At 71.3% G+C, this 19,219-nt stretch carries 18 protein-coding genes; 2 read left to right on the top strand and 16 right to left on the bottom strand.

The window, feature by feature from the left end; translation table 11 throughout:
- Positions 1 to 2 precede the first annotated feature (2 nt).
- On the bottom strand, positions 3 to 713 hold the full coding sequence (locus tag ACF1DX_RS21935) for an MBL fold metallo-hydrolase (protein ID WP_391792811.1): 711 nt from the start codon (positions 711 to 713) through the stop codon (positions 3 to 5).
- 183 nt (positions 714 to 896) lie between these two features.
- On the opposite strand from ACF1DX_RS21935, the gene ACF1DX_RS21930 reads away from it, so the two are divergent.
- Together ACF1DX_RS21930 and ACF1DX_RS21925 are read left to right on the top strand one after the other, a co-directional pair.
- Positions 897 to 1,718: a peptidylprolyl isomerase gene (locus ACF1DX_RS21930; protein ID WP_391792810.1), complete on the top strand. Its 822-nt coding sequence runs from the start codon at positions 897 to 899 to the stop codon at positions 1,716 to 1,718.
- Between the two features lie 138 nt (positions 1,719 to 1,856).
- Positions 1,857 to 3,086: a DUF349 domain-containing protein gene (locus tag ACF1DX_RS21925; protein ID WP_391792809.1), complete on the top strand. Its 1,230-nt coding sequence runs from the start codon at positions 1,857 to 1,859 to the stop codon at positions 3,084 to 3,086.
- A 74-nt stretch (positions 3,087 to 3,160) separates the two neighbouring features.
- On the opposite strand, the gene relA is transcribed toward ACF1DX_RS21925, so the two are convergent.
- The 15 genes from relA to pgsA all read right to left on the bottom strand — a co-directional run bounded on the left by relA (position 3,161) and on the right by pgsA (position 18,625).
- Positions 3,161 to 5,683 carry a GTP pyrophosphokinase gene (gene relA, locus ACF1DX_RS21920; protein ID WP_391792808.1) on the bottom strand — a complete coding sequence of 841 codons (2,523 nt, stop codon included), beginning with the start codon at positions 5,681 to 5,683 and terminating at the stop codon, positions 3,161 to 3,163.
- 195 nt (positions 5,684 to 5,878) lie between these two features.
- A complete protein-coding gene (locus tag ACF1DX_RS21915; protein ID WP_391792807.1) occupies positions 5,879 to 6,418 on the bottom strand; it encodes an adenine phosphoribosyltransferase in 540 nt (179 codons plus the stop codon).
- Positions 6,415 to 7,533: a protein translocase subunit SecF gene (secF, locus tag ACF1DX_RS21910; protein WP_391792806.1), complete on the bottom strand. Its 1,119-nt coding sequence runs from the start codon at positions 7,531 to 7,533 to the stop codon at positions 6,415 to 6,417. The genes ACF1DX_RS21915 and secF overlap by 4 nt, the downstream gene beginning before the upstream one ends.
- A 3-nt stretch (positions 7,534 to 7,536) precedes the next feature.
- Positions 7,537 to 9,309, bottom strand: a complete 1,773-nt coding sequence (secD, locus tag ACF1DX_RS21905) for a protein translocase subunit SecD (RefSeq protein WP_391792805.1) — start codon at positions 9,307 to 9,309, stop codon at positions 7,537 to 7,539.
- Between the two features lie 132 nt (positions 9,310 to 9,441).
- Positions 9,442 to 9,933: a preprotein translocase subunit YajC gene (gene yajC, locus ACF1DX_RS21900; protein ID WP_030867687.1), complete on the bottom strand. Its 492-nt coding sequence runs from the start codon at positions 9,931 to 9,933 to the stop codon at positions 9,442 to 9,444.
- Positions 9,934 to 10,098: 165 nt separating this feature from the next.
- Positions 10,099 to 11,172, bottom strand: a complete 1,074-nt coding sequence (ruvB, locus tag ACF1DX_RS21895; protein WP_391792804.1) for a Holliday junction branch migration DNA helicase RuvB — start codon at positions 11,170 to 11,172, stop codon at positions 10,099 to 10,101.
- Positions 11,173 to 11,200: 28 nt separating this feature from the next.
- Entirely contained in the window at positions 11,201 to 11,806 is a 606-nt protein-coding gene (gene ruvA, locus ACF1DX_RS21890) for a Holliday junction branch migration protein RuvA (RefSeq protein ID WP_391792803.1), read from the bottom strand.
- Positions 11,803 to 12,369 carry a crossover junction endodeoxyribonuclease RuvC gene (ruvC, locus tag ACF1DX_RS21885; protein WP_391792802.1) on the bottom strand — a complete coding sequence of 189 codons (567 nt, stop codon included), beginning with the start codon at positions 12,367 to 12,369 and terminating at the stop codon, positions 11,803 to 11,805. The genes ruvA and ruvC overlap by 4 nt, the downstream gene beginning before the upstream one ends.
- A 108-nt stretch (positions 12,370 to 12,477) precedes the next feature.
- Complete coding sequence (locus tag ACF1DX_RS21880; protein ID WP_085570707.1) at positions 12,478 to 13,230, bottom strand: YebC/PmpR family DNA-binding transcriptional regulator; 753 nt, start codon at positions 13,228 to 13,230, stop codon at positions 12,478 to 12,480.
- 48 nt (positions 13,231 to 13,278) lie between these two features.
- Positions 13,279 to 13,884 (bottom strand): pyridoxal 5'-phosphate synthase glutaminase subunit PdxT, encoded by a 606-nt coding sequence (pdxT, locus tag ACF1DX_RS21875; protein ID WP_391792914.1) that lies wholly within the window; start codon positions 13,882 to 13,884, stop codon positions 13,279 to 13,281.
- A complete protein-coding gene (gene pdxS, locus ACF1DX_RS21870) occupies positions 13,878 to 14,789 on the bottom strand; it encodes a pyridoxal 5'-phosphate synthase lyase subunit PdxS (protein WP_391792801.1) in 912 nt (303 codons plus the stop codon). The genes pdxT and pdxS overlap by 7 nt, the downstream gene beginning before the upstream one ends.
- Positions 14,790 to 14,930: 141 nt before the next feature.
- Entirely contained in the window at positions 14,931 to 15,473 is a 543-nt protein-coding gene (locus ACF1DX_RS21865) for a hypothetical protein (RefSeq protein ID WP_391792800.1), read from the bottom strand.
- Between the two features lie 382 nt (positions 15,474 to 15,855).
- Positions 15,856 to 17,019: a glycosyltransferase family 4 protein gene (locus ACF1DX_RS21860; RefSeq protein WP_391792799.1), complete on the bottom strand. Its 1,164-nt coding sequence runs from the start codon at positions 17,017 to 17,019 to the stop codon at positions 15,856 to 15,858.
- Positions 17,016 to 17,957 carry a phosphatidylinositol mannoside acyltransferase gene (locus ACF1DX_RS21855; RefSeq protein ID WP_391792798.1) on the bottom strand — a complete coding sequence of 314 codons (942 nt, stop codon included), beginning with the start codon at positions 17,955 to 17,957 and terminating at the stop codon, positions 17,016 to 17,018. Before ACF1DX_RS21855 ends, ACF1DX_RS21860 begins: the two co-directional genes overlap by 4 nt.
- A complete protein-coding gene (gene pgsA, locus ACF1DX_RS21850) occupies positions 17,954 to 18,625 on the bottom strand; it encodes a phosphatidylinositol phosphate synthase (protein ID WP_391792797.1) in 672 nt (223 codons plus the stop codon). Before pgsA ends, ACF1DX_RS21855 begins: the two co-directional genes overlap by 4 nt.
- Positions 18,626 to 19,219 lie beyond the last annotated feature (594 nt).

Raw genomic sequence — 19,219 nt, 5'->3', positions numbered from 1 at the left:
CGTCACATTCCTCGTCGGGGAGCCTCGGTGGTGGCTCCCTGGCCGGCGGCCACCTGCCGCAGATACGGGTTGGTGGCGCGCTCCTGGCCGATGGTCGTCTGGGGGCCGTGGCCGGACAGCACCACGGTCGAGTCGTCGAGCGGCAGGCACACGCGGGCCAGGGACTCGAGCATGTCGTCCATGGAGCCACCCGGCAGGTCGGTGCGTCCGATGGAGCCGGCGAACAGCAGGTCGCCCGAGAACATGACCGGCGGGATGTCCGCCGTCTCGGGCAGGCCGAAGGTCACCGACCCCTTGGTATGGCCCGGCGCGTGCGCGACGGAGAACGTGAGGCCCGCGAGGTCCAGCCGCGTGCCGTCGGCGAGTTCCCTGACGTCGTCCGGCTCCCCCACCGTCAGCTCGCCCATCAGTGGCATGCCGATGGCACGGCCGATGCCCTTCTCGGGGTCGCTCATCATGTACCGGTCCTCGGGGTGGATCCAGGCCGGTACGTCGTGCGCTCCGCACACCGGGACGACCGAGGCGACGTGGTCGATGTGGCCGTGGGTGAGGACGACGGCGACGGGCTTGAGCCGGTGCTTGCGGACCGCCTCCGCGACGCCGTCGGCGGCCTGGTGGCCGGGGTCGATGATCACGCACTCCTCACCGGCGGCGGGGGCGACGAGATAACAGTTCGTCCCCCAGGCCCCGGCGGGGAACCCGGCAATGAGCACGATCGTCCTTCGTTGTGTCGATACGGGAGGCTTGCGACGGGGCTGCGCCCGTGGTCAGAGCCTACCGGCGCTGCCGATTCCTCAGCGAACCCATATACGGTACGGGGCACACGCAGGCGGTCGGCTCACCGCACGCACGCACGCGTACCGGCCGGCACACGAGACGCATGAGGAGAGAATCCGGTGGTCAGCCAGGAGCAGCGGCGGCGTCAGCTCGCCCGGGAGAAGTTCTTGCGGCAGCAGCAGCGGCGCACCGAAGCACGGCGGAAGTCGCGGGTGCGCAACTCGGTGATCGCGTCCGTGCTCGGTGTGGTCCTCGTGGGCAGCGGCGCGCTGTACGCGACCGGGGCACTGGAGCAGGGCGACGACAAGACCAACGCGAACGCGGAGGTCACGCCGAGCGCCGCGCCGACCAGCAAGGCTCCGGACCCGTGCGACAAGCCCGCCGAGGGCAAGGTCAAGACGGAGACCTGGAAGAAGGAGCCGGCGGTCGCCATCGACAAGTCGGCGAAGTACACCCTGAAGCTGGACACGACCTGCGGCGAGATCGACGTGGCGCTGAAGGCGTCGGCGGCCCCGCACACGGTCAACTCGTTCGACTTCCTGGCGAAGAAGGGCTACTTCGACCACAGCAAGTGCCACCGGCTCACCACGAGCGGCATCTACGTGCTGCAGTGCGGTGACCCGACGGGCACCGGCACCGGCGGTCCCGGCTACACGATCCCGGACGAGAACCTGAAGGACAAAAGCCTGAAGGACAACATCTACCCGGCGGGCACGGTCGCGATGGCCAACACCGGGCAGGCGAACAGTGGCGGCAGCCAGTTCTTCCTGGTCTACCAGGACAGTCAGCTTCCGCCCAGCTACACCCCGTTCGGGACCATCTCGGACGCCGGCATGAAGGTGCTGAAGAAGATCGCCGACGCCGGGGAGAACACCGGAGCGGGTGACGGGGCGCCCAACGCGACGGTCGTGATCGACAAGGCGACCGTCACCAAATCCTGACCCCCAACTGCGAAATTTCGGTCGCGCGGGATGCGGACAGGCATCCCGTCGGTCGCCTATGTTGGCCGTGACGAAACTGTGGACGATGCCCGGGGGAGCTTCGAGGCCCCCTCGACGGCATCATGTGGAGGAGGCGCTGTGAGCAGCGACCCGTGGGGCCGCGTCGACGAGACGGGGACCGTGTACGTGCGTACGGCCGACGGCGAGCAGGTCGTCGGTTCCTGGCAGGCCGGCTCCCCCGAGGAGGCGCTGGCCTACTTCGAGCGCAAGTACGAGGGCCTGGTTGTCGAGATCGGCCTCCTCGAGAAGCGAGTGAAGACCACCGACCTGTCGTCCAAGGACGCCCAGGCCGCGATCGGGCACCTGCGCGAGCAGGTGGACGCGCACCACGCGGTCGGCGACCTGGACGCCCTCAGGGCCCGGCTGGACAAGCTCGTGGAGCTGGTGGATGCGCGCCGCGAGGAGCGCAAGGTGCAGCGGGCCAAGCAGTCCGACGAGGCGCGGCACGCCAAGGAGGCGCTGGTCGTCGAGGCGGAGGAGCTGGCGCGGTCCGACCAGTGGCGGGCCGCCGGTGAGCGGCTGCGGGCGCTGGTGGACACCTGGAAGGGCCTGCCGCGGCTGGACCGCAAGTCGGACGACGAGCTGTGGCACCGGTTCTCGCACGCGCGGTCGGCGTTCTCCAAGCGGCGCAAGCAGCACTTCGCGCAGCTGGACGCGCAGCGTGAGGAGGCCCGTCAGACCAAGGAGCGGCTGGTCGCGGAGGCCGAGTCGCTGTCGGGCTCGACGGACTGGGGGCCGACGGCCGCCCGCTACCGCGACCTGATGTCGGAGTGGAAGGCCGCGGGCCGCGCCCAGCGCGAGCACGAGGACGACCTGTGGAACCGCTTCCGCGGCGCCCAGGACGTCTTCTTCGCCGCCCGCAGCTCGGTCTTCGCCGAGCGGGACGCGGAGCAGGCCGAGAACCTCAAGCTCAAGGAGGAGCTGGCCGAGGAGGCCGAGAAGCTCCTGCCGATCACGGAGCTGAAGGCCGCGCGGGCCGCGTTCCGCGGGATCAACGAGCGCTGGGAGGCCATCGGCCATGTGCCGCGGGACGCCCGCCCGAAGGTCGAGGGCCGGATGCACGCCGTGGAGCGGGCCCTGCAGGAGGCCGAGGAGGCCGAGTGGCGCCGGACGAACCCGGAGGCACGCGCGCGTGCCGCGGGTCTGACCGGTCAGCTCCAGGCCGCCGTGGACAAGCTGAAGGGCCAGATCGAGCAGGCCAGGGCGCAGGGCAACACCGCCAGGGCGGAGAAGCTGGAGCGGGAGCTGGAGGGCCGCCAGGCCCTGCTGGACCAGGCCCTGAAGGGTCTGCACGAGTTCGGCGGCTGAACCCGCGCACGGCACGCGAAAGGGGGCTCCCGTACCTCGGGTACGGGAGCCCCCTTTCGCGTGTGCGCCGTCCGCTACGTGCGGTTGCGGGCCGAGGTCACCCGGTAGACGTCGTAGACGCCCTCCACGCCGCGTACGGCCTTCAGGACGTGCCCGAGGTGCTTGGGGTCGCCCATCTCGAAGGTGAAGCGGGAGGTGGCGACACGGTCGCGGGAGGTCTGGACGGCCGCGGAGAGGATGTTGACATGCTGGTCGGACAGGACGCGTGTGACGTCCGACAGCAGCCGGGACCGGTCGAGGGCCTCGACCTGGATGGCGACCAGGAAGACCGAGGACTGGGTGGGCGCCCACTCGACGTCGAGGATCCGCTCGGGCTCCCGGGACAGCGAGTCGACGTTGACGCAGTCGCTGCGGTGGACCGACACGCCGCTGCCCCGGGTCACGAACCCGATGATCGGGTCGCCGGGCACCGGCGTACAGCAGCGGGCCAGCTTCACCCAGACGTCCTCGACGCCCTTGACGACGACACCGGGGTCGGCGCTGGAGCGGCGCTTGCGGCTGCGGGCCGGCGGGACCGACTCGTCGATCTCCTCGGTGGCCGCTTCCTCACCGCCGAGGGCCTGGACGAGCTTCTGCACGATGTTCTGCGCGGAGACATGGCCCTCACCGATCGCCGCGTACAGCGCGGAGATGTCCGAGTAGCGCATCTCGTGCGCCAGCGTGACCAGCGAGTCGCCGGTGAGGATGCGCTGGATCGGCAGGTTCTGCTTGCGCATCGCGCGGACGATGGAGTCCTTGCCGTGCTCGATGGCCTCGTCGCGGCGCTCCTTGGAGAACCAGGCGCGGATCTTGTTGCGGGCGCGCGGCGACTTGACGAAGCCGAGCCAGTCGCGGGAGGGGCCGGCGCCGGCCGCCTTGGAGGTGAAGACCTCCACCAGGTCGCCGTTGTCGAGGGTCGACTCCAGCGGTACGAGGCGGCCGTTGACCCGTGCCCCGATGGTGCGGTGGCCGACCTCGGTGTGGACGGCGTAGGCGAAGTCCACGGGGGTGGCACTCGCGGGCAGCGCTATGACGTCACCCTTGGGGGTGAAGACGAAGACCTCGTTGCGGGAGAGGTCGAAGCGCAGGGACTCCAGGAACTCGCCGGGGTCCTCGGTCTCCTTCTGCCAGTCCAGGAGCTGCCGCAGCCAGGCCATGTCGTTGAGGTGGTCGTCCTTGCCCTTGCCGGACGACCTGGGCGCGTCGGAACGGACCTTGGAGGCGCCGGCGACGGCCTCCTGCTTGTACTTCCAGTGCGCGGCGATGCCGTACTCGGCGCGGCGGTGCATGTCGAAGGTGCGGATCTGCAGCTCGACGGGTTTGCCGCCGGGGCCGATGACCGTCGTGTGCAGCGACTGGTACATGTTGAACTTGGGCATCGCGATGTAGTCCTTGAACCGGCCGGGGACCGGGTTCCATCGCGCGTGCACCGTGCCGAGGGCCGCGTAGCAGTCGCGGACGGTGTCCACGAGGACGCGGATGCCCACCAGGTCGTAGATCTCCGCGAAGTCACGGCCGCGGACGATCATCTTCTGGTAGACGCTGTAGTAGTGCTTGGGGCGGCCGGTGACGGTGGCCTTGATGCGGGCGGCGCGCAGGTCCTGCTGCACCTCGTCGGTGACGATGGCGAGGTACTCGTCGCGCTTGGGGGCGCGCTCGGCGACGAGGCGGACGATCTCGTCGTACATCTTGGGGTAGAGGATCGCGAAGGCGAGGTCCTCCAGCTCCCACTTGATGGTGTTCATGCCCAGGCGGTGGGCGAGCGGCGCGTAGATCTCCAGGGTCTCGCGCGCCTTCTTCTCCTGCTTCTCGCGCTTGAGATAGCGCATGGTGCGCATGTTGTGCAGGCGGTCGGCGAGCTTGATGACCAGGACGCGCGGGTCCTTGGCCATGGCGACGACCATCTTGCGCACGGTCTCGGCCTGCGCGGCCTCGCCGAACTTGACCTTGTCGAGCTTGGTGACGCCGTCGACGAGGAGGGTGACCACGTCGCCGAAGTCGCGGCGCAGGTCCTCCAGGCCGTACTCGGTGTCCTCGACGGTGTCGTGCAGCAGCCCGGCCATCAGCGTGGCCGGATCCATGCCGAGCTCGGCGAGGATGGTGGTGACGGCGAGCGGGTGCGTGATGTACGGGTCGCCGCTCTTGCGCTTCTGGCCGCGGTGCCAGCGCTCGGCGACCTGGTAGGCGCGCTCGATCTGGCGGAGCGTGGCGTTCTCGATCTTGGGGTCGTTGCTGCGGACGATCCGCAGCAGCGGTTCCAGGACCGGGTTGTACGGGTTGGCGCGCTGGACGCCGAGCCGGGCGAGACGGGCGCGGACGCGGTTGGAGGAGCCGGAGCGCGGCTGGCCGGTGTTCGGGCGGGCCAGGGGCGCGGAGCGCTCGGGCGGGGCCGGCTTGGGGCGCGGCTGCTCGGGCTTGTCGACCGGCGTGGACTGGGCGTGCTGGACCGGCCCGCGCGTGTCGTTCTTCGCGTGGGGCGCGCTCGGCGCGGGCTTGGCCGCGGCCGCCGAGGCGGACTCGGGCTTGGCGGCGGTCAGGTGCTGGGCCTCGTCTGGCAAGAGGGCTCCTCGTGCGCGATCCGGGTCCCCCGGTCAGGCTCCGGAGACCCCATGGTAGCGATCCCGCGCCCGCGGATCGCCTGCGGGCGGCTGTGAGGACGGTCTACTCCTGAAAACACCCGAGGCGGGCACCGGATTCCTCCGGGCCCGCCCGAACGGTGTTCCCCGTACGCGGTTCGTGTGTGACGCCGCTGGTCAGACCGTGAGCAGCGCCTCCAGCGGGGCGCCCGCCATGGCCGGTTCCAGCCGGGCGCGGCCGCCGAGGAAGCCGAGCTCCATCAGTACGGCCAGACCCGCGACCTCGGCGCCCGCCCTGCGGATGAGCTGGACCGACGCCTCGGCGGTACCGCCGGTGGCGAGGACGTCGTCGACCACCAGGACGCGGTCGTCGGCGCTCAGGTCCTCGGCGTGCACCTCGATCTCGGCGGAGCCGTACTCCAGGTCGTACGCCTGGCTGAGGGTGGCTCCGGGGAGCTTGCCCGCCTTGCGTACGGGGATGAAGCCGAGGCCCGCGCGGACGGCGACCGGGGCGCCGAGGATGAACCCGCGGGCCTCCAGGCCGACGACCTTGGTGGCGCCGGTGGCGCGGGCGATGTCGGCGAGGGCGTCGCTGAGCGCGGAGAACGCCGCGGGGTCCGCCAGGAGCGGGGTGATGTCCTTGAACATCACGCCCGGCTCCGGGTAGTCCGCCACGTCCCGGATGCGGCTGAGCAGCAGCTCTCTGATCTCGGTCATCGGCGCTTCCCGGAGGGACGGCCCCGGCCGCGGGTGCGGGTGGCCGACTGGTCGCCCGGGCCGACGACCGCGGGCGCGGCGCCCTCGGACTCGTCGTCGTGGTCCTCGCCGGTGACCGGGGCCTCCTGCGTCCCGCCCTCGGTCACGCCCTGGGCGCGCTTGGCCAGGACGCGCTTCTTCAGCGCCCTCATCGCCGGCTCGCGCTCCTTGAGGTCGGCGACGAGCGGGGTGGCGATGAAGATCGAGGAGTACGCACCGGCGGCGAGGCCGACGAACAGCGACAGCGAGATGTCGTTCAGCATGCCGGCGCCGAGGACACCGCCGCCGATGAACAGCAGGCCGCCCACCGGCAGCAGCGCCACCACCGTGGTGTTGATGGAGCGGACCAGGGTGCTGTTGATGGAACGGTTGGCGATCTCGCTGTAGGTCCAGCGGGTCTGCTTGGTGATGTCCCTGGTCTGTTCCTTGAGGCTGTCGAAGACGACGACCGTGTCGTAGAGCGAGTAACCGAGGATGGTCAGCAGACCGATCACCGTGCCCGGCGTGACCTCGAAGCCGACGAGGGCGTAGATGCCGACGGTGATGGTGATGTCGTGGATCAGGGCGACGAACGCGGCGAGCGCCATGCGCCACTCGAAGGCGATCGCCAGATAGATCACGACCAGGATCATGAAGATGCCGAGGCCCTGCCAGGCCTTGTTGGCGATCTGCTCGCCCCAGCTCGGGCCGACCAGTTCGGCGTTGATCCGCTCGTCGTCGACCTTGAGGTCCTCGGCGAGCTTGTCCTTGATGCTGTCCGAGGTCTTGGTGTCGATGCCCGCGACCTGGATGCGCAGGCTGCCGTCACCGAGCTTCTGGACGATCGCGTCGTGACCGGAGGCGTCCTCCGCGTACTCCTCGGCCTGGGCGACCGAGACGCTCATGTTCTTCGGGGTGGTGAAGACCGCTCCGCCCTGGAACTCGATGCCCATGTGCAGGCCGCGCACCGCCAGGCCGAGGATGGCCGTGATGGTGATCAGGATGGAGATGCCGTACCAGATCTTGCGGTTCTTGACGAAGTCGTAGCCGACCTCGCCGTGGTGCAGTCGGGCGCCGAGGGTGCCGAGCTTCGACATCTCTCACGCCTCCTTCGTCTGGGCAGGGGCGGAGGGACGGCGGGTACGGCGCAGGGGCGGCTTCGCGCCCAGCGCCTTCGGGTCGAGGCCGGACCACTTGTGGCCGCTCGCGAAGAACGTGCGGCGGGCCATCAGCGTGAGCAGGGGCTTGGTGAAGAGGAACACCACCACGACGTCGAGCACGGTGGTCAGGCCGAGTGTGAACGCGAAGCCCTGGACCTTGCCGACGGTGACGACGAAGAGCACCGCGGCGGCGAGGAACGACACGAAGTCGGAGACCAGGATGGTGCGCCGGGCGCGCGGCCAGGCCCGCTCCACGGCGGGACGCAGGGTGCGGCCCTCGCGCAGCTCGTCCCGGACCCGTTCGAAGAACACGATGAACGAGTCCGCCGTGATGCCGATGGCGACGATGGCACCGCACACGGCCGGCAGGTTCAGCGCGAAGCCGATGGCCGGGCCGAGCAGCGACATGATCACGTAGGTGAGCGCGGCGGACACCAGCAGCGACAGGATCGCGATGAAGGACAGGCCTCGGTAGTAGACCAGCAGGTAGAGGACGACCAGGGCGAGGCCGATGGCACCGGCGATCAGGCCGGCCTTCAGCTGCTCACCGCCGAGCGCGGCGGTGACGGTGGTGACGCTGTCCTCGCGGAAGGTCAGCGGCAGGGCGCCGTAGGACAGCATGTTGGCCAGTTCCTGCGCCGACTGCTGGTTGAAGTTGCCGGAGATCTCGGCGTTGCCGCCGGTCAGGGCCTGGCTGACGTACGGGTCGGAGACGACCTCGTTGTCCAGGACGATGGCGAACTGGTTCTGTGGGGACTGGTTCTGGGCGAGCTGGCCGGTGATGTCGGCGAACTTCTTGGCGCCCTTGTCCGTGAAGTCCATGGTGACGACCCAGCCGGCACCGGTCTGGGTGTTCAGGACGGCGCTGGCCTCGTCGACGTCCGTGCCGTCGACCGCGGCGGGGCCGAGGATGTACTTCTGCCACTGGCCCTGGGAGTTCTGGCCGCAGGCGACGGTCGAGTCGGTGGCCTTGGAACCGTCACCGGCCTTGGCGCGGACGCTCTCCTTGGTGCAGTCGAGCGCGGCGTACTGCGCCTGGAGCTTGCTGTCCGCTTCGCCGGAGGTGCCGCCGGTCGCGGACGCGGAGGGGCTGGCCCCGTCCTCGGCCGTGCCGCTCGGGGAGGCGGACGGCGTCTCGTCGGCCTTCAGGGCGTCGGTGACGGCACGGCCCTGGGTGGTGGCGCTCGCCGACGGGGAGGAACCGTCGGTCGCCTTCTCCGTGGCCTTGTCGGTCGCCTTGTCCTTGCCGGAGTCCTGCTCCGAGCCGTCGCCGGTCGCACTGGGCGTGGGAGCGGCGCCGCCACCGGCGAGTTCGGTGGCGACGACCGGGCGGAAGTAGAGCTTGGCGGTGGTGCCCACCTGGTCCCGGGCCTGCTTGGAATTGGTGCCCTTGGGAATGTTGACGATGATGTTGCGGTCACCCTGCGTCTGGACCTCGGCCTCCGAGACGCCAAGACCGTTGACACGCCGCTCCATGATGGAGACCGCGGTGTTCATGTTGGTCTTGTTGATCGCGGACTCCTGGCCGGCCTCGGGGACCGCCGCCAGCGTGATGCTCGTACCGCCGGCCAGGTCGATGCCGAGACGCGGAGTGGTGTGCCCGGAGGCGAACATCCCTCCGGTGAGCGCCACGATGGCGATCAGGATCAGAGCGAGCGAGCGCCACGGCTTACTCGTGGCGCTCGCGTTCCGTCCCTTTTTGACTGCTGCCACCTTCTCGTACTCCCTCTCGGGCCGCCTCGCGCCGGATCGGCGGGCGGGCGGCCATGACATGGTGTCGGGACTCCGTGCGAGTCGGGCATGTCCCGGGGCGCGCGGGCAGCACCCGCGCGCCCCGGGACACGACTACTTCGCGTCGGAGTCGCCGTCGGACTTCTTCGACTGCGCGTCCGCCTTCACCTCGTCGGCGTCGGCCGGCTCGTCGGCCGCGTCCTTCTTGCCGAGGTCGACAGGCGTGTCGTCGGAGGCGGCGGCAGCGTCGGAGGAGTCGTCGGTCTCGGTGAGGGAGGAGGCGTCGTCGGGGACGACGTCGGCGTCGGACTTCAGGTCGTGCTCGATGCCGTGGACGATGCGGTTGTACTCCTCGTCGGTCAGGACGGCACCGATCGAGTTCTTGGCGAACAGCAGCTCCACACCCGGGCCGGCGTCGAGGAGGACCGTGTCCTCACTGACCTCCTTGACCGTGGCGTACATGCCCCCGATGGTGCGGACGCCGGAACCGGGCTGCATCTGGTTCCGCATGTCGATGGCCTGCTGCTGCTTCTTCTTGGCCGACCGGGTCATCAGGAACATGGCCCCGATGAGCACAATGAACGGGAGGAGGGTCAGGAGACTCACGGGTCGGAACTTCCTTCACACGACCGCGATGGTGAACGGCCTGATGGTTGGGGGTGTGTACTGCCGCCGACAAGGGTGGCATCGGCGGAGTCTAAGCGAGTCCGCGCGCAGGGAACAACGCTCAGCATGGCACCGGGGTTCCTACCCGGGCCATCGTCCTCGCCGTCACGCCCCGAACAGGTCCCCTTGTCCGTTTCCGGAGGTCCCCGAGCGGGGCGGCGTGAGGCCGAGATGCGCCCATGCCGCCGGGGTGGCGACCCTCCCGCGCGGGGTACGGGCGAGCAGGCCTTCCCGTACGAGGAAGGGTTCGGCCACCTCTTCCACGGTCTCACGTTCCTCCCCGACCGCGACGGAGAGCGTGGACAGGCCGACCGGTCCGCCGCCGAACAGCTTCAGCAGGGCTTCCAGTACGGCCCGGTCCAGCCGGTCGAGGCCCCGGGCGTCGACCTCGTAGACGGCGAGGGCCGCCGCCGCGATGTCCTTGGTGATCAGCCCGTCGGCCTTGACCTGCGCGTAGTCCCGGACGCGGCGCAGGAGGCGGTTGGCGATGCGGGGCGTGCCGCGGGAACGGCCGGCGATCTCCGCGGCGCCGGCCGGGTCGATCTCCACGTCGAGGAGGCTCGCCGAGCGGTGGACGACCCGCTCCAGCTCGGCGGGTTCGTAGAACTCCATGTGAGCGGTGAAGCCGAAGCGGTCGCGCAGCGGGGGCGGCAGCAGGCCGGCCCGGGTGGTGGCGCCGACCAGGGTGAAGGGGGGAAGTTCGAGGGGGATGGCGGTGGCGCCGGGGCCCTTGCCGACGATCACGTCGACGCGGAAGTCCTCCATCGCCATGTAGAGCATCTCCTCGGCGGGCCGGGACATGCGGTGGATCTCGTCGAGGAAGAGCACCTCTCCCTCCTGGAGGGAGGAGAGGATCGCCGCGAGGTCACCGGCGTGCTGGATGGCGGGGCCCGAGGTGATGCGGATGGGGGCTTCCATCTCGGCGGCGATGATCATCGAGAGGGTGGTCTTGCCGAGGCCGGGGGCGCCGGAGAGCAGCACGTGGTCGGCGGTGGCGCCCCGTGCGCGGGCGGCGCGCAGCACGAGGTCGAGCTGCTCGCGGACCTTCTCCTGGCCGATGAACTCGCCCAGGTCCTTGGGGCGCAGGGCGGCCTCGACCGCCTGGTCCTCGCGGTCGGCGACGGAGCCCACCAGCCGCTCGCCGGTGGCGTCGGTGTCGGTGGTGTCGTCCCAGTTCATGTGCGTGTGCCTCAGCTCTCCGTACGGGCTATCGGGCGCGGTTCAGCGTCTGCAGGGCCGCCTTCAGCAGCTGCCCCACCTGCGGGGTGCCCTCGGCGGCCTCCGCCTGGGGTGTCACGGCGGACACGGCCTCGTCGGCCTCGCGGGTCGCGTACCCGAGGCCGATCAGGGCGGCGTGCAGCTGGTCGCGCCAGCCGCTGGTGACCGGTGCGCCGACGGCGGGGGCGCCGAGCGGCTCGCCGAGGCGGTCCTTGAGCTCCAGGAGCAGCTTCTGGGCGCCCTTCCTGCCGATGCCGGGGACGGCGGTCAGCGCCTTCTCGTCCCCGGTGGCCACGGCTCTGCGCAGGGCGTCGGGGGCGTGCACGGCGAGCATCGCCTGGGCCAGCCGGGGGCCCACTCCGCTGGCGGTCTGGAGCAGCACGAAGACCTGGCGTTCGTCGTCGTCGGCGAAGCCGTACAGGGTCAGCGAGTCCTCGCGGACGACCAGGGAGGTGGCGAGTTTCGCGGGCTGTCCGACGCGGAGCGTGGAGAGCGTGTTCGGTGTGCACTGGACGGCCATGCCGACCCCGCCGACCTCGATCACCGCGGTGTCGGGAGCGAGGGCGGCGACCGTGCCGCTGACGAAGGCGATCATGTCGTACGGCCTTTCGATGCGCGCGGGGCTTGTGGTGCGCGGGGGGTTCTGGAGGCGTGCAGGGCGGCGGCCCGCTGGAGCCGGTTCTGCGCGGGGGCGCGCCAGATGTGGCAGATGGCGAGCGCGAGGGCGTCGGCGGCGTCGGCGGGCTTCGGCGGCGCGTCCAGCCGCAGCAGGCGGGTGACCATGGCGCCGACCTGGGCCTTTTCGGCTCGGCCCGAGCCGGTGACGGCGGCCTTGACCTCGCTGGGTGTGTGCAGGACGACGGGGATGCCGCGGCGGGAGGCGCACAGGATGGCGACGGCGCTGGCCTGGGCGGTGCCCATCACCGTACGCACGTTGTGCTGGCTGAAGACGCGCTCCACGGCGACGACCTCGGGCCGGTGCTCGTCCAGCCACTGTTCGAGGCCCTGCTCGACGGCGACGAGGCGGTGACCGAGGTCGGCGTCGGCCGGTGTGCGGACGACGCCCACGCCGAGCATGGTGAGCGGCCGCCCGGCGACGCCCTCCACGACACCGACGCCGCACCGGGTCAGCCCCGGGTCCACCCCCAGTACGCGCACGTGCCACCCCTTTTCCCTCGATCACCTGTTTGTGCAGGCTATCGGGTGCCACTGACAGAGCGGCGGGCCGACGGGAGTGTCCCGCCGGCCCGCCGAGCAGTGGACGCGTTACGCGTCGACCTTCTCCATGATCTCGTCGCTCACGTCGAAGTTGGCGAAGACGTTCTGCACGTCGTCGCTGTCCTCCAGCGCGTCGATGAGCTTGAAGATCTTCTTGGCGCCCTCCTCGTCCAGCTCGACCTGCATGGTCGGGACGAAGTTGGCCTCGGCGGAGTCGTAGTCGATCCCGGCGTCCTGCAGGGCGGTGCGCACGGCGACCAGGTCGGTGGCCTCGCTGAGCACCTCGAAGTTCTCGCCGAGGTCGTTGACCTCCTCGGCGCCCGCGTCCAGGACGGCGGCGAGGACGTCGTCCTCGGTCAGCTCGCCCTTGGGGACGATCACCACGCCCTTGCGGTTGAACAGGTAGGACACCGAGCCCGGGTCGGCCATGGAGCCGCCGTTGCGGGTCATCGCGACGCGCACGTCCGAGGCGGCGCGGTTGCGGTTGTCGGTGAGGCACTCGATGAGCACCGCGACACCGTTCGGACCGTAACCCTCGTACATGATCGTCTCGTAGTCGGCGCCACCGGCCTCGAGACCGCCACCGCGCTTGATGGCGGAGTCGATGTTCTTGTTCGGCACCGACTGCTTCTTGGCCTTCTGGACGGCGTCGTAGAGGGTGGGGTTGCCCTCCAGATCGACACCGCCCATCCGCGCGGCGACCTCGATGTTCTTGATCAGCTTCGCGAAGAGCTTGCCGCGCTTGGCATCGATCACGGCCTTCTTGTGCTTCGTCGTAGCCCATTTAGAGTGGCCGGACATCTGCCTGTCTCCTTCGCGTAACCCATCTCTGCAACGAACGCAGGAATCCTACAAGGACTCGGCCGCCCGGCATGCGCGCACCATGTCGACGAAGAGGCCGTGCACGCGGTGGTCGCCGGTCAGTTCCGGGTGGAACGACGTGGCCAGCGCGTTGCCCTGGCGGACGGCGACGATGTGGCCGCCGTGCTCGGCGAGCACCTCGGCGCCGGCGCCGACGGACTCCACCCAGGGGGCGCGGATGAAGACGCCCTCCACGGGACCGCCCTCGACGCCCTCGACGTCGACCGCGGCCTCGAAGGACTCGTTCTGCCGGCCGAAGGCGTTGCGGCGCACGATCATGTCGATGCCGCCGACGGTCTCCTGGCCCGAGCGCGGGTCGAGGATCTTGTCGGCCAGCATGATCATGCCGGCGCAGGTGCCGTAGACGGGCATGCCCTCGCGCACACGCGCGCGGAGGGGCTCCATCAGGCCGAAGAGGACCGCCAGCTTGGAGATCGTGGTGGACTCCCCGCCGGGGACGACCAGGCCGTCGACCTCTGCGAGCTCCTCGGGACGCCGGACCGGCCTGGCCACGGCGTCGGCCGCGGCCAGGGCGACGAGGTGCTCCCGTACGTCGCCCTGGAGGGCCAGGACACCGATGATCACGGTCACCAGCCGCGGTTGGCGTAGCGCTCGGTCTCGGGGAGGGTGTCGCAGTTGATGCCGACCATGGCCTCGCCGAGGTCGCGGGACGCGTCCGCGATGATCTTCGGGTCGTCGTAGAAGGTGGTCGCCTTGACGATGGCGGCGGCACGCTTCGCCGGGTCGCCGGACTTGAAGATGCCGGAGCCGACGAAGACGCCCTCGGCGCCGAGCTGGCGCATCAGCGCGGCGTCGGCCGGGGTGGCGACACCGCCGGCGGAGAAGAGGACCACGGGGAGCTTGCCCAGCTCGGCGACCTCCTTGACCAGCTCGTACGGGGCGCGCAGCTCCTTGGCGGCGGCGTACAGCTCGTGGTTGTCGTAGCCGCGCAGGCGGGCGATCTCGTTCTTGATCTGGCGCAGGTGGCGTACGGCCTCGACGACGTTGCCGGTGCCGGCCTCGCCCTTGGAGCGGATCATCGCGGCGCCCTCGGCGATCCGGCGCAGGGCCTCACCGAGGTTGGTGGCACCGCAGACGAACGGGGTGGTGAACGCCCACTTGTCGGAGTGGTTGACCTCGTCGGCCGGGGTGAGGACCTCGGACTCGTCGATGTAGTCGACGCCGAGGGACTGCAGCACCTGGGCCTCGACGAAGTGGCCGATGCGGGACTTGGCCATCACGGGGATGGAGACCGCGCCGATGATGCCCTCGATCATGTCCGGGTCGGACATCCGGGCCACACCGCCGTCCTTGCGGATGTCGGCGGGGACCCGCTCCAGGGCCATGACGGCGACGGCGCCGGCGTCCTCGGCGATCTTGGCCTGCTCCGGTGTGACGACGTCCATGATCACGCCGCCCTTGAGCTGCTCGGCCATGCCGCGCTTCACGCGGGCGGTGCCGGTCTCGGGACCCTGGTTTTCGGAGAGCGTGCTGGACACGAATGACCTCGCTGAGGGGAAGGAGGGGGTTTCTGCAGCACTGAGGAAACGTGAACGGACCAGGCCACAGCAAGGGCCAATGAGAAGCCGGTGGATCCTTTTCGGTCGGTGGCGGTCCGGCCGGGTGGCCGGATCCCGCCGTCACGCGGCCCGCTCGACCAGGGCGGCAGGCGGCTCGTCGTCCATCTCGAAGGCCATCGGGAAGGGCGCGTGTCCGGCCAGCCGGAACCAGCGCACCTTGCGGTGCCGGCGCAGCGCCCGTGCCGCCCGTACGGCGTCGTTGTGGAAGCGGCGGGCCATCGGCACCCTGCGCACCGCCTCGGCGAGCTCCAGGGCCGCCTCCTCGCCCCCGGGAGCCTCCCGGACCGCGTCCACCTGCTGCGCGTCGCCGAACACCGCGCGCAGCGCCTGGCTGAGCTCGCTCTCCGCGACCTCACGGTGCTCCTCGACCGACTGCCGCGCGGCGTGCGCGGCCTCATAGAGCACGATCGACGCGGCGGGGTCGAGCACGCCCGAGGTGGCCAGTTCCTGCGCCACGGAGGCACGGCGCAGCAGCTGGGCGTCGAGCGCGGCCCGGGCGGCGTCGATCCGGGCGTGCAGCCGGTCCAGGCGTCCCGCCGTCCAGCTCAGGTAGAGGCCGATGACGACGAGGGCGACGAGGATCCAGATGAGGGTTGCGGTCACGGGCGGCAAGGCTACCGGGGCGCTCTCAAGGGGCTGCGCCCCCGGACCCCTTGCGGCCCGGGCGGCCCCGTCCCCAGGACCTGTCCGCCCCTTCCCGCCGTCCGCCCGGAGGGCGGGCCACGCGCCTGGGATCCCCCTCCGCGGGAGTACGTGCCAGGCGTCGCGCTGCAGGCGGGAACGGTCCGGGCGGGCCCCGGGGCCCGCCCGGCGGATCAGGCCGGAGGGAACCGGCGGCGTCTTGCGGCCCGGGTGAGCGGGGCGATGGGGCCCCGCTCACCCGGGCCGCAAGGTGGAAGAGTGCGTCGACGCGCCGGGGTCCCTCCGGGGAGGGGCGTACCGGCCCCCGCGCCCGCGCCCGCGGCATGGTCCGCCGGGCAGGTCCCTAGTCCCGTGCCAGGCCGAACCGTGCCCTCAGCCCCGTCGCGCGGTCGTCCGTCGCCACCGCCGCCGCGCCCGCCGTCACCGTCTCGTAGACCGACAGGATGTCCGCGCCGACCGTCGACCAGTCGAAGCGGCGGACGTGGGCGCTGCCGCGGTCACGGAGCTCCGCGCGGCGCTCCGGGTCCTCCAGGAGCCGTACGGCCGCCTCGGCGAGGGCGTCCGGGTCCTCGTTGGCGAACAGCTCGCCCGCCGCTCCCCGGTCGAGGACCTGCGCGAACGCGTCCAGGTCGGAGGCGAGCACCGGCGCACCCGCCGACATCGCCTCGACCAGGACGATGCCGAAGCTCTCCCCGCCGGTGTTGGGTGCCACGTACAGGTCGACGCTGCGCAGGAAGCGGGCCTTGTCCTCGTCGCTGACCATGCCGAGGAACTCCACGCGCGGACGCAGTTCGCGGGGCAGCGACTCGACCGCCTCCTCCTCGTCGCCGCGTCCGGCGACCAGCAGGCGGGCCTGCGGGCGGGCGGCGAGGATCTTCGGCAGGGCCTTCATCAGCACCGGCAGGCCCTTGCGGGGCTCGTCGATGCGGCCGATGAAGCCGATGGTGTCGCCCTGCCACTCCGGCTTGGGCTCGGCCTTGGCGAAGAAGTCGACGTCGACGCCGTTGGGGATGACCACCGCGTCGCCGCCCAGGTGCTCGACGAGGGTGCGGCGGGCGTACTCGCTCACCGCGATCCGCGCGCTGATCTTCTCCAGGGCGGCCTGGAGGATCGCGTACGCGGCGATCATCGCGCGGGAGCGCGGGTTGGAGGTGTGGAAGGTGGCGACGATCGGCCCCTCGGCCGCCCAGCAGGTCAGCAGGCCCAGCGAGGGCGAGGTCGGCTCGTGGATGTGGACGACGTCGAAGGCGCCCTCGTGCAGCCAGCGCCGCACCCGCGCGGCGGACAGGAAACCGAAGTTGAGCCGGGCCACCGAGCCGTTGTACGGCACCGGCACCGCGCGGCCCGCCGAGACGACGTACGGCGGCAGCGGGGTGTCGTCGTCGGCCGGGGCGAGGACGGACACCTCGTGACCGAGCCGGATGAAGTACTCGGCCAGGTCACGGATGTGGAACTGGACGCCTCCCGGCACGTCCCAGGAGTACGGGCAGACGATGCCGATCCTCACGCGGTTCCCTTCCGGTCCTGCTCGGGGGCGGTCGCGGGGTCCCGCGCGGGGTCGAGGTCCCTCAGCCACAAGCGCTGCAGCATGTGCCAGTCCTCCGGATGGTCGGCGATCCCCGTGGCGAAGGCGTCGGCCAGCGCCTGTGTCATGACAGACGTCTTCTCCGCGCGCGTACCTGACTCGGGGACCTCGACCGGCGGATGGACCCGGCCCCGCATCACCGGCGAGTCGTCGTACCAGAGGGTCACCGGCAGCAGCCGGGCCCCGGTCTGCTGGGCGAGCAGGGCGGGTCCGGCCGGCATCCGGGCGGTCTCGCCGAAGAAGCCGACCTCGACACCGGAGGAGGACAGGTCGCGGTCGGCGACCAGGCAGACCAGTCCGCCGTCGCGCAGCCGCCGGGCCAGGGTGCCGAAGGCGGAGCCGCCGCTGTGCGGCAGCACCTCCATGCCGAGGCCCTCGCGGTAGGCGACGAAACGGTCGTACAGCGTCTCCGGCTTCAGCCGCTCGGCGACGGTGGTGAACGGTATGCCGAGCTTCGTGGTGACCCAGGCGCCGGCGAGGTCCCAGTTGGCGAGGTGCGGCAGCGCCAGGACGACGCCCTTGCCGGCCGCCATGCCGTCGGTCAGGTGGTGGAGGTCCTTGACGTCGAGGCCGTCCGCGATGCGCTCGGGGCTCCAGGCGGGCAGCCGGAAGGACTCCATCCAGTAGCGCAGGTACGACCGCATCCCCGCGCGGGAGAGTTCGGCCAGCCGCTCCGGGCCCGCGTCCGGCACGACGCGCGCGTAGTTGCCCTCCAGCCGGAGCACGCCTTTGCCGCGCTGCTTCCACGCGAGGTCGGCGATGGTCCTGCCGAGGCGCGCGGCGACCGGCTCGGGGAGTCTCTTGACGGTGCCCCAGCCGGCGCCGTACAGGGCGTCGGCCAGCCGCTCCTGGGCGCTCACTTCGCGGCCTCGCTCCCCTGGGCCTCCGGCCGCTCCGCGGCCTCCGCCTCGGCGGACTCGCGGCGCACGGTGACCACCCGCTGGATCAGCGTGACCAGGCTGCCGACGGCGACGATCCACAGGGCGACCGGCAGCAGGTACTGGATGCCGGGTACACCGAACGCGTGCAGGCCCGCGAGACCGGCCGCGACCAGCGAGACCACCAGCCGTTCGGCCCGCTCGACCAGTCCGTTGACGGCGACCGGCAGGCCGATCGACTCGCCGCGCGCCTTGGTGTACGACACCACCTGGCCGCTGGCCAGGCAGAAGATCGACACCGCGCACAGGGCGATGTCGTCACCGCCCCCGGCGTACCAGAGGGCGAAGCCGCCGAAGATCGCTCCGTCGGCGACCCGGTCCAGGGTGGAGTCCAGGAAGGCGCCCCAGCGGCTGGAGCGGCCCAGCTGGCGGGCCATGTTGCCGTCGACGAGGTCGGAGAACACGAACAGCGTGATCACGACCGTGCCCCAGAAGAACTCGCCCCTGGGGTAGAAGACCAGCGCGCCCGCGACCACTCCCGCGGTGCCGATGAGGGTGACCGTGTCGGGGCTGACCCCCCGTCGGATGAGAAACGCGGCGAACGGTGTGAGGACACGCGTGAAGAATGCACGCGCGTACTTGTTCAGCATGGCCTTCCCGACGGTCGGTGGGGCCGCGCGGCCCCTGCTGGCCACCCGGCGGGCCCAATCGTAGCCACGCACACGCGCGGGCGGCGGCGGGGCACCCGTACACCCGCGCGGGAGCGGGGCCACGACGCCCTCACCCCGGCACGTCCCGCACGGGCCGGGGCCGCCGGAGTCGACGCCGACCGGTGCCGACGTCCGCCCCCGCACCCGCGTGGGAGCGGGGCCACGACGCCCTCACCCCGGCACACACCGGCCGCCACCCGCTGCACCCGCGCGAAGGCGGGACGGGGACTGTCCCGCGGACCGCTCCGCGGACGCGGGGCCCGGTACACGCTCCCCCGCTGTCTGAAGGATGTGGGACACCCCGAGCCGCGTCGTCGTCACTCACCGACTCCCCACGCCCGGCTCCGCTCGAGCGGGGGTCCCTCCCCCACGCGGGAGGGGACCCCCGTCCCGTCGGCCCCCTCCCCCGCCCTGCGGCCGCACGCTCCCCCGCTCCCGGCTTCGTCCCACCGGGATCCCACGCGCGGGGCACCCCGTCGCCCTCCGCGCATCCGGGCCGCGGGGCACCGCCGGTTTCCTCCCGCCCGGCCGCCG

It is taken from the genome of Streptomyces sp. NPDC014676 (genome assembly GCF_043084105.1).
In the GTDB taxonomy this organism is placed as follows: Bacteria; Actinomycetota; Actinomycetes; order Streptomycetales; family Streptomycetaceae; genus Streptomyces.
This window is presented reverse-complemented; position numbering and strand designations above follow the sequence as displayed.

Excerpts from the sequence above, each read along its gene's own strand:
- ACF1DX_RS21915 (WP_391792807.1), bottom strand. The coding sequence starts at position 6,418 with ATGACCGAGATCAGAGAGCTGCTGCTCAGCCGCATCCGGGACGTGGCG.
- secF (WP_391792806.1), bottom strand. The coding sequence starts at position 7,533 with ATGTCGAAGCTCGGCACCCTCGGCGCCCGACTGCACCACGGCGAGGTC.
- ruvB (WP_391792804.1), bottom strand. The coding sequence starts at position 11,172 with ATGAACTGGGACGACACCACCGACACCGACGCCACCGGCGAGCGGCTG.
- ruvA (WP_391792803.1), bottom strand. The coding sequence starts at position 11,806 with ATGATCGCCTTCGTCAGCGGCACGGTCGCCGCCCTCGCTCCCGACACC.
- ACF1DX_RS21880 (WP_085570707.1), bottom strand. The coding sequence starts at position 13,230 with ATGTCCGGCCACTCTAAATGGGCTACGACGAAGCACAAGAAGGCCGTG.
- pgsA (WP_391792797.1), bottom strand. The coding sequence starts at position 18,625 with ATGCTGAACAAGTACGCGCGTGCATTCTTCACGCGTGTCCTCACACCG.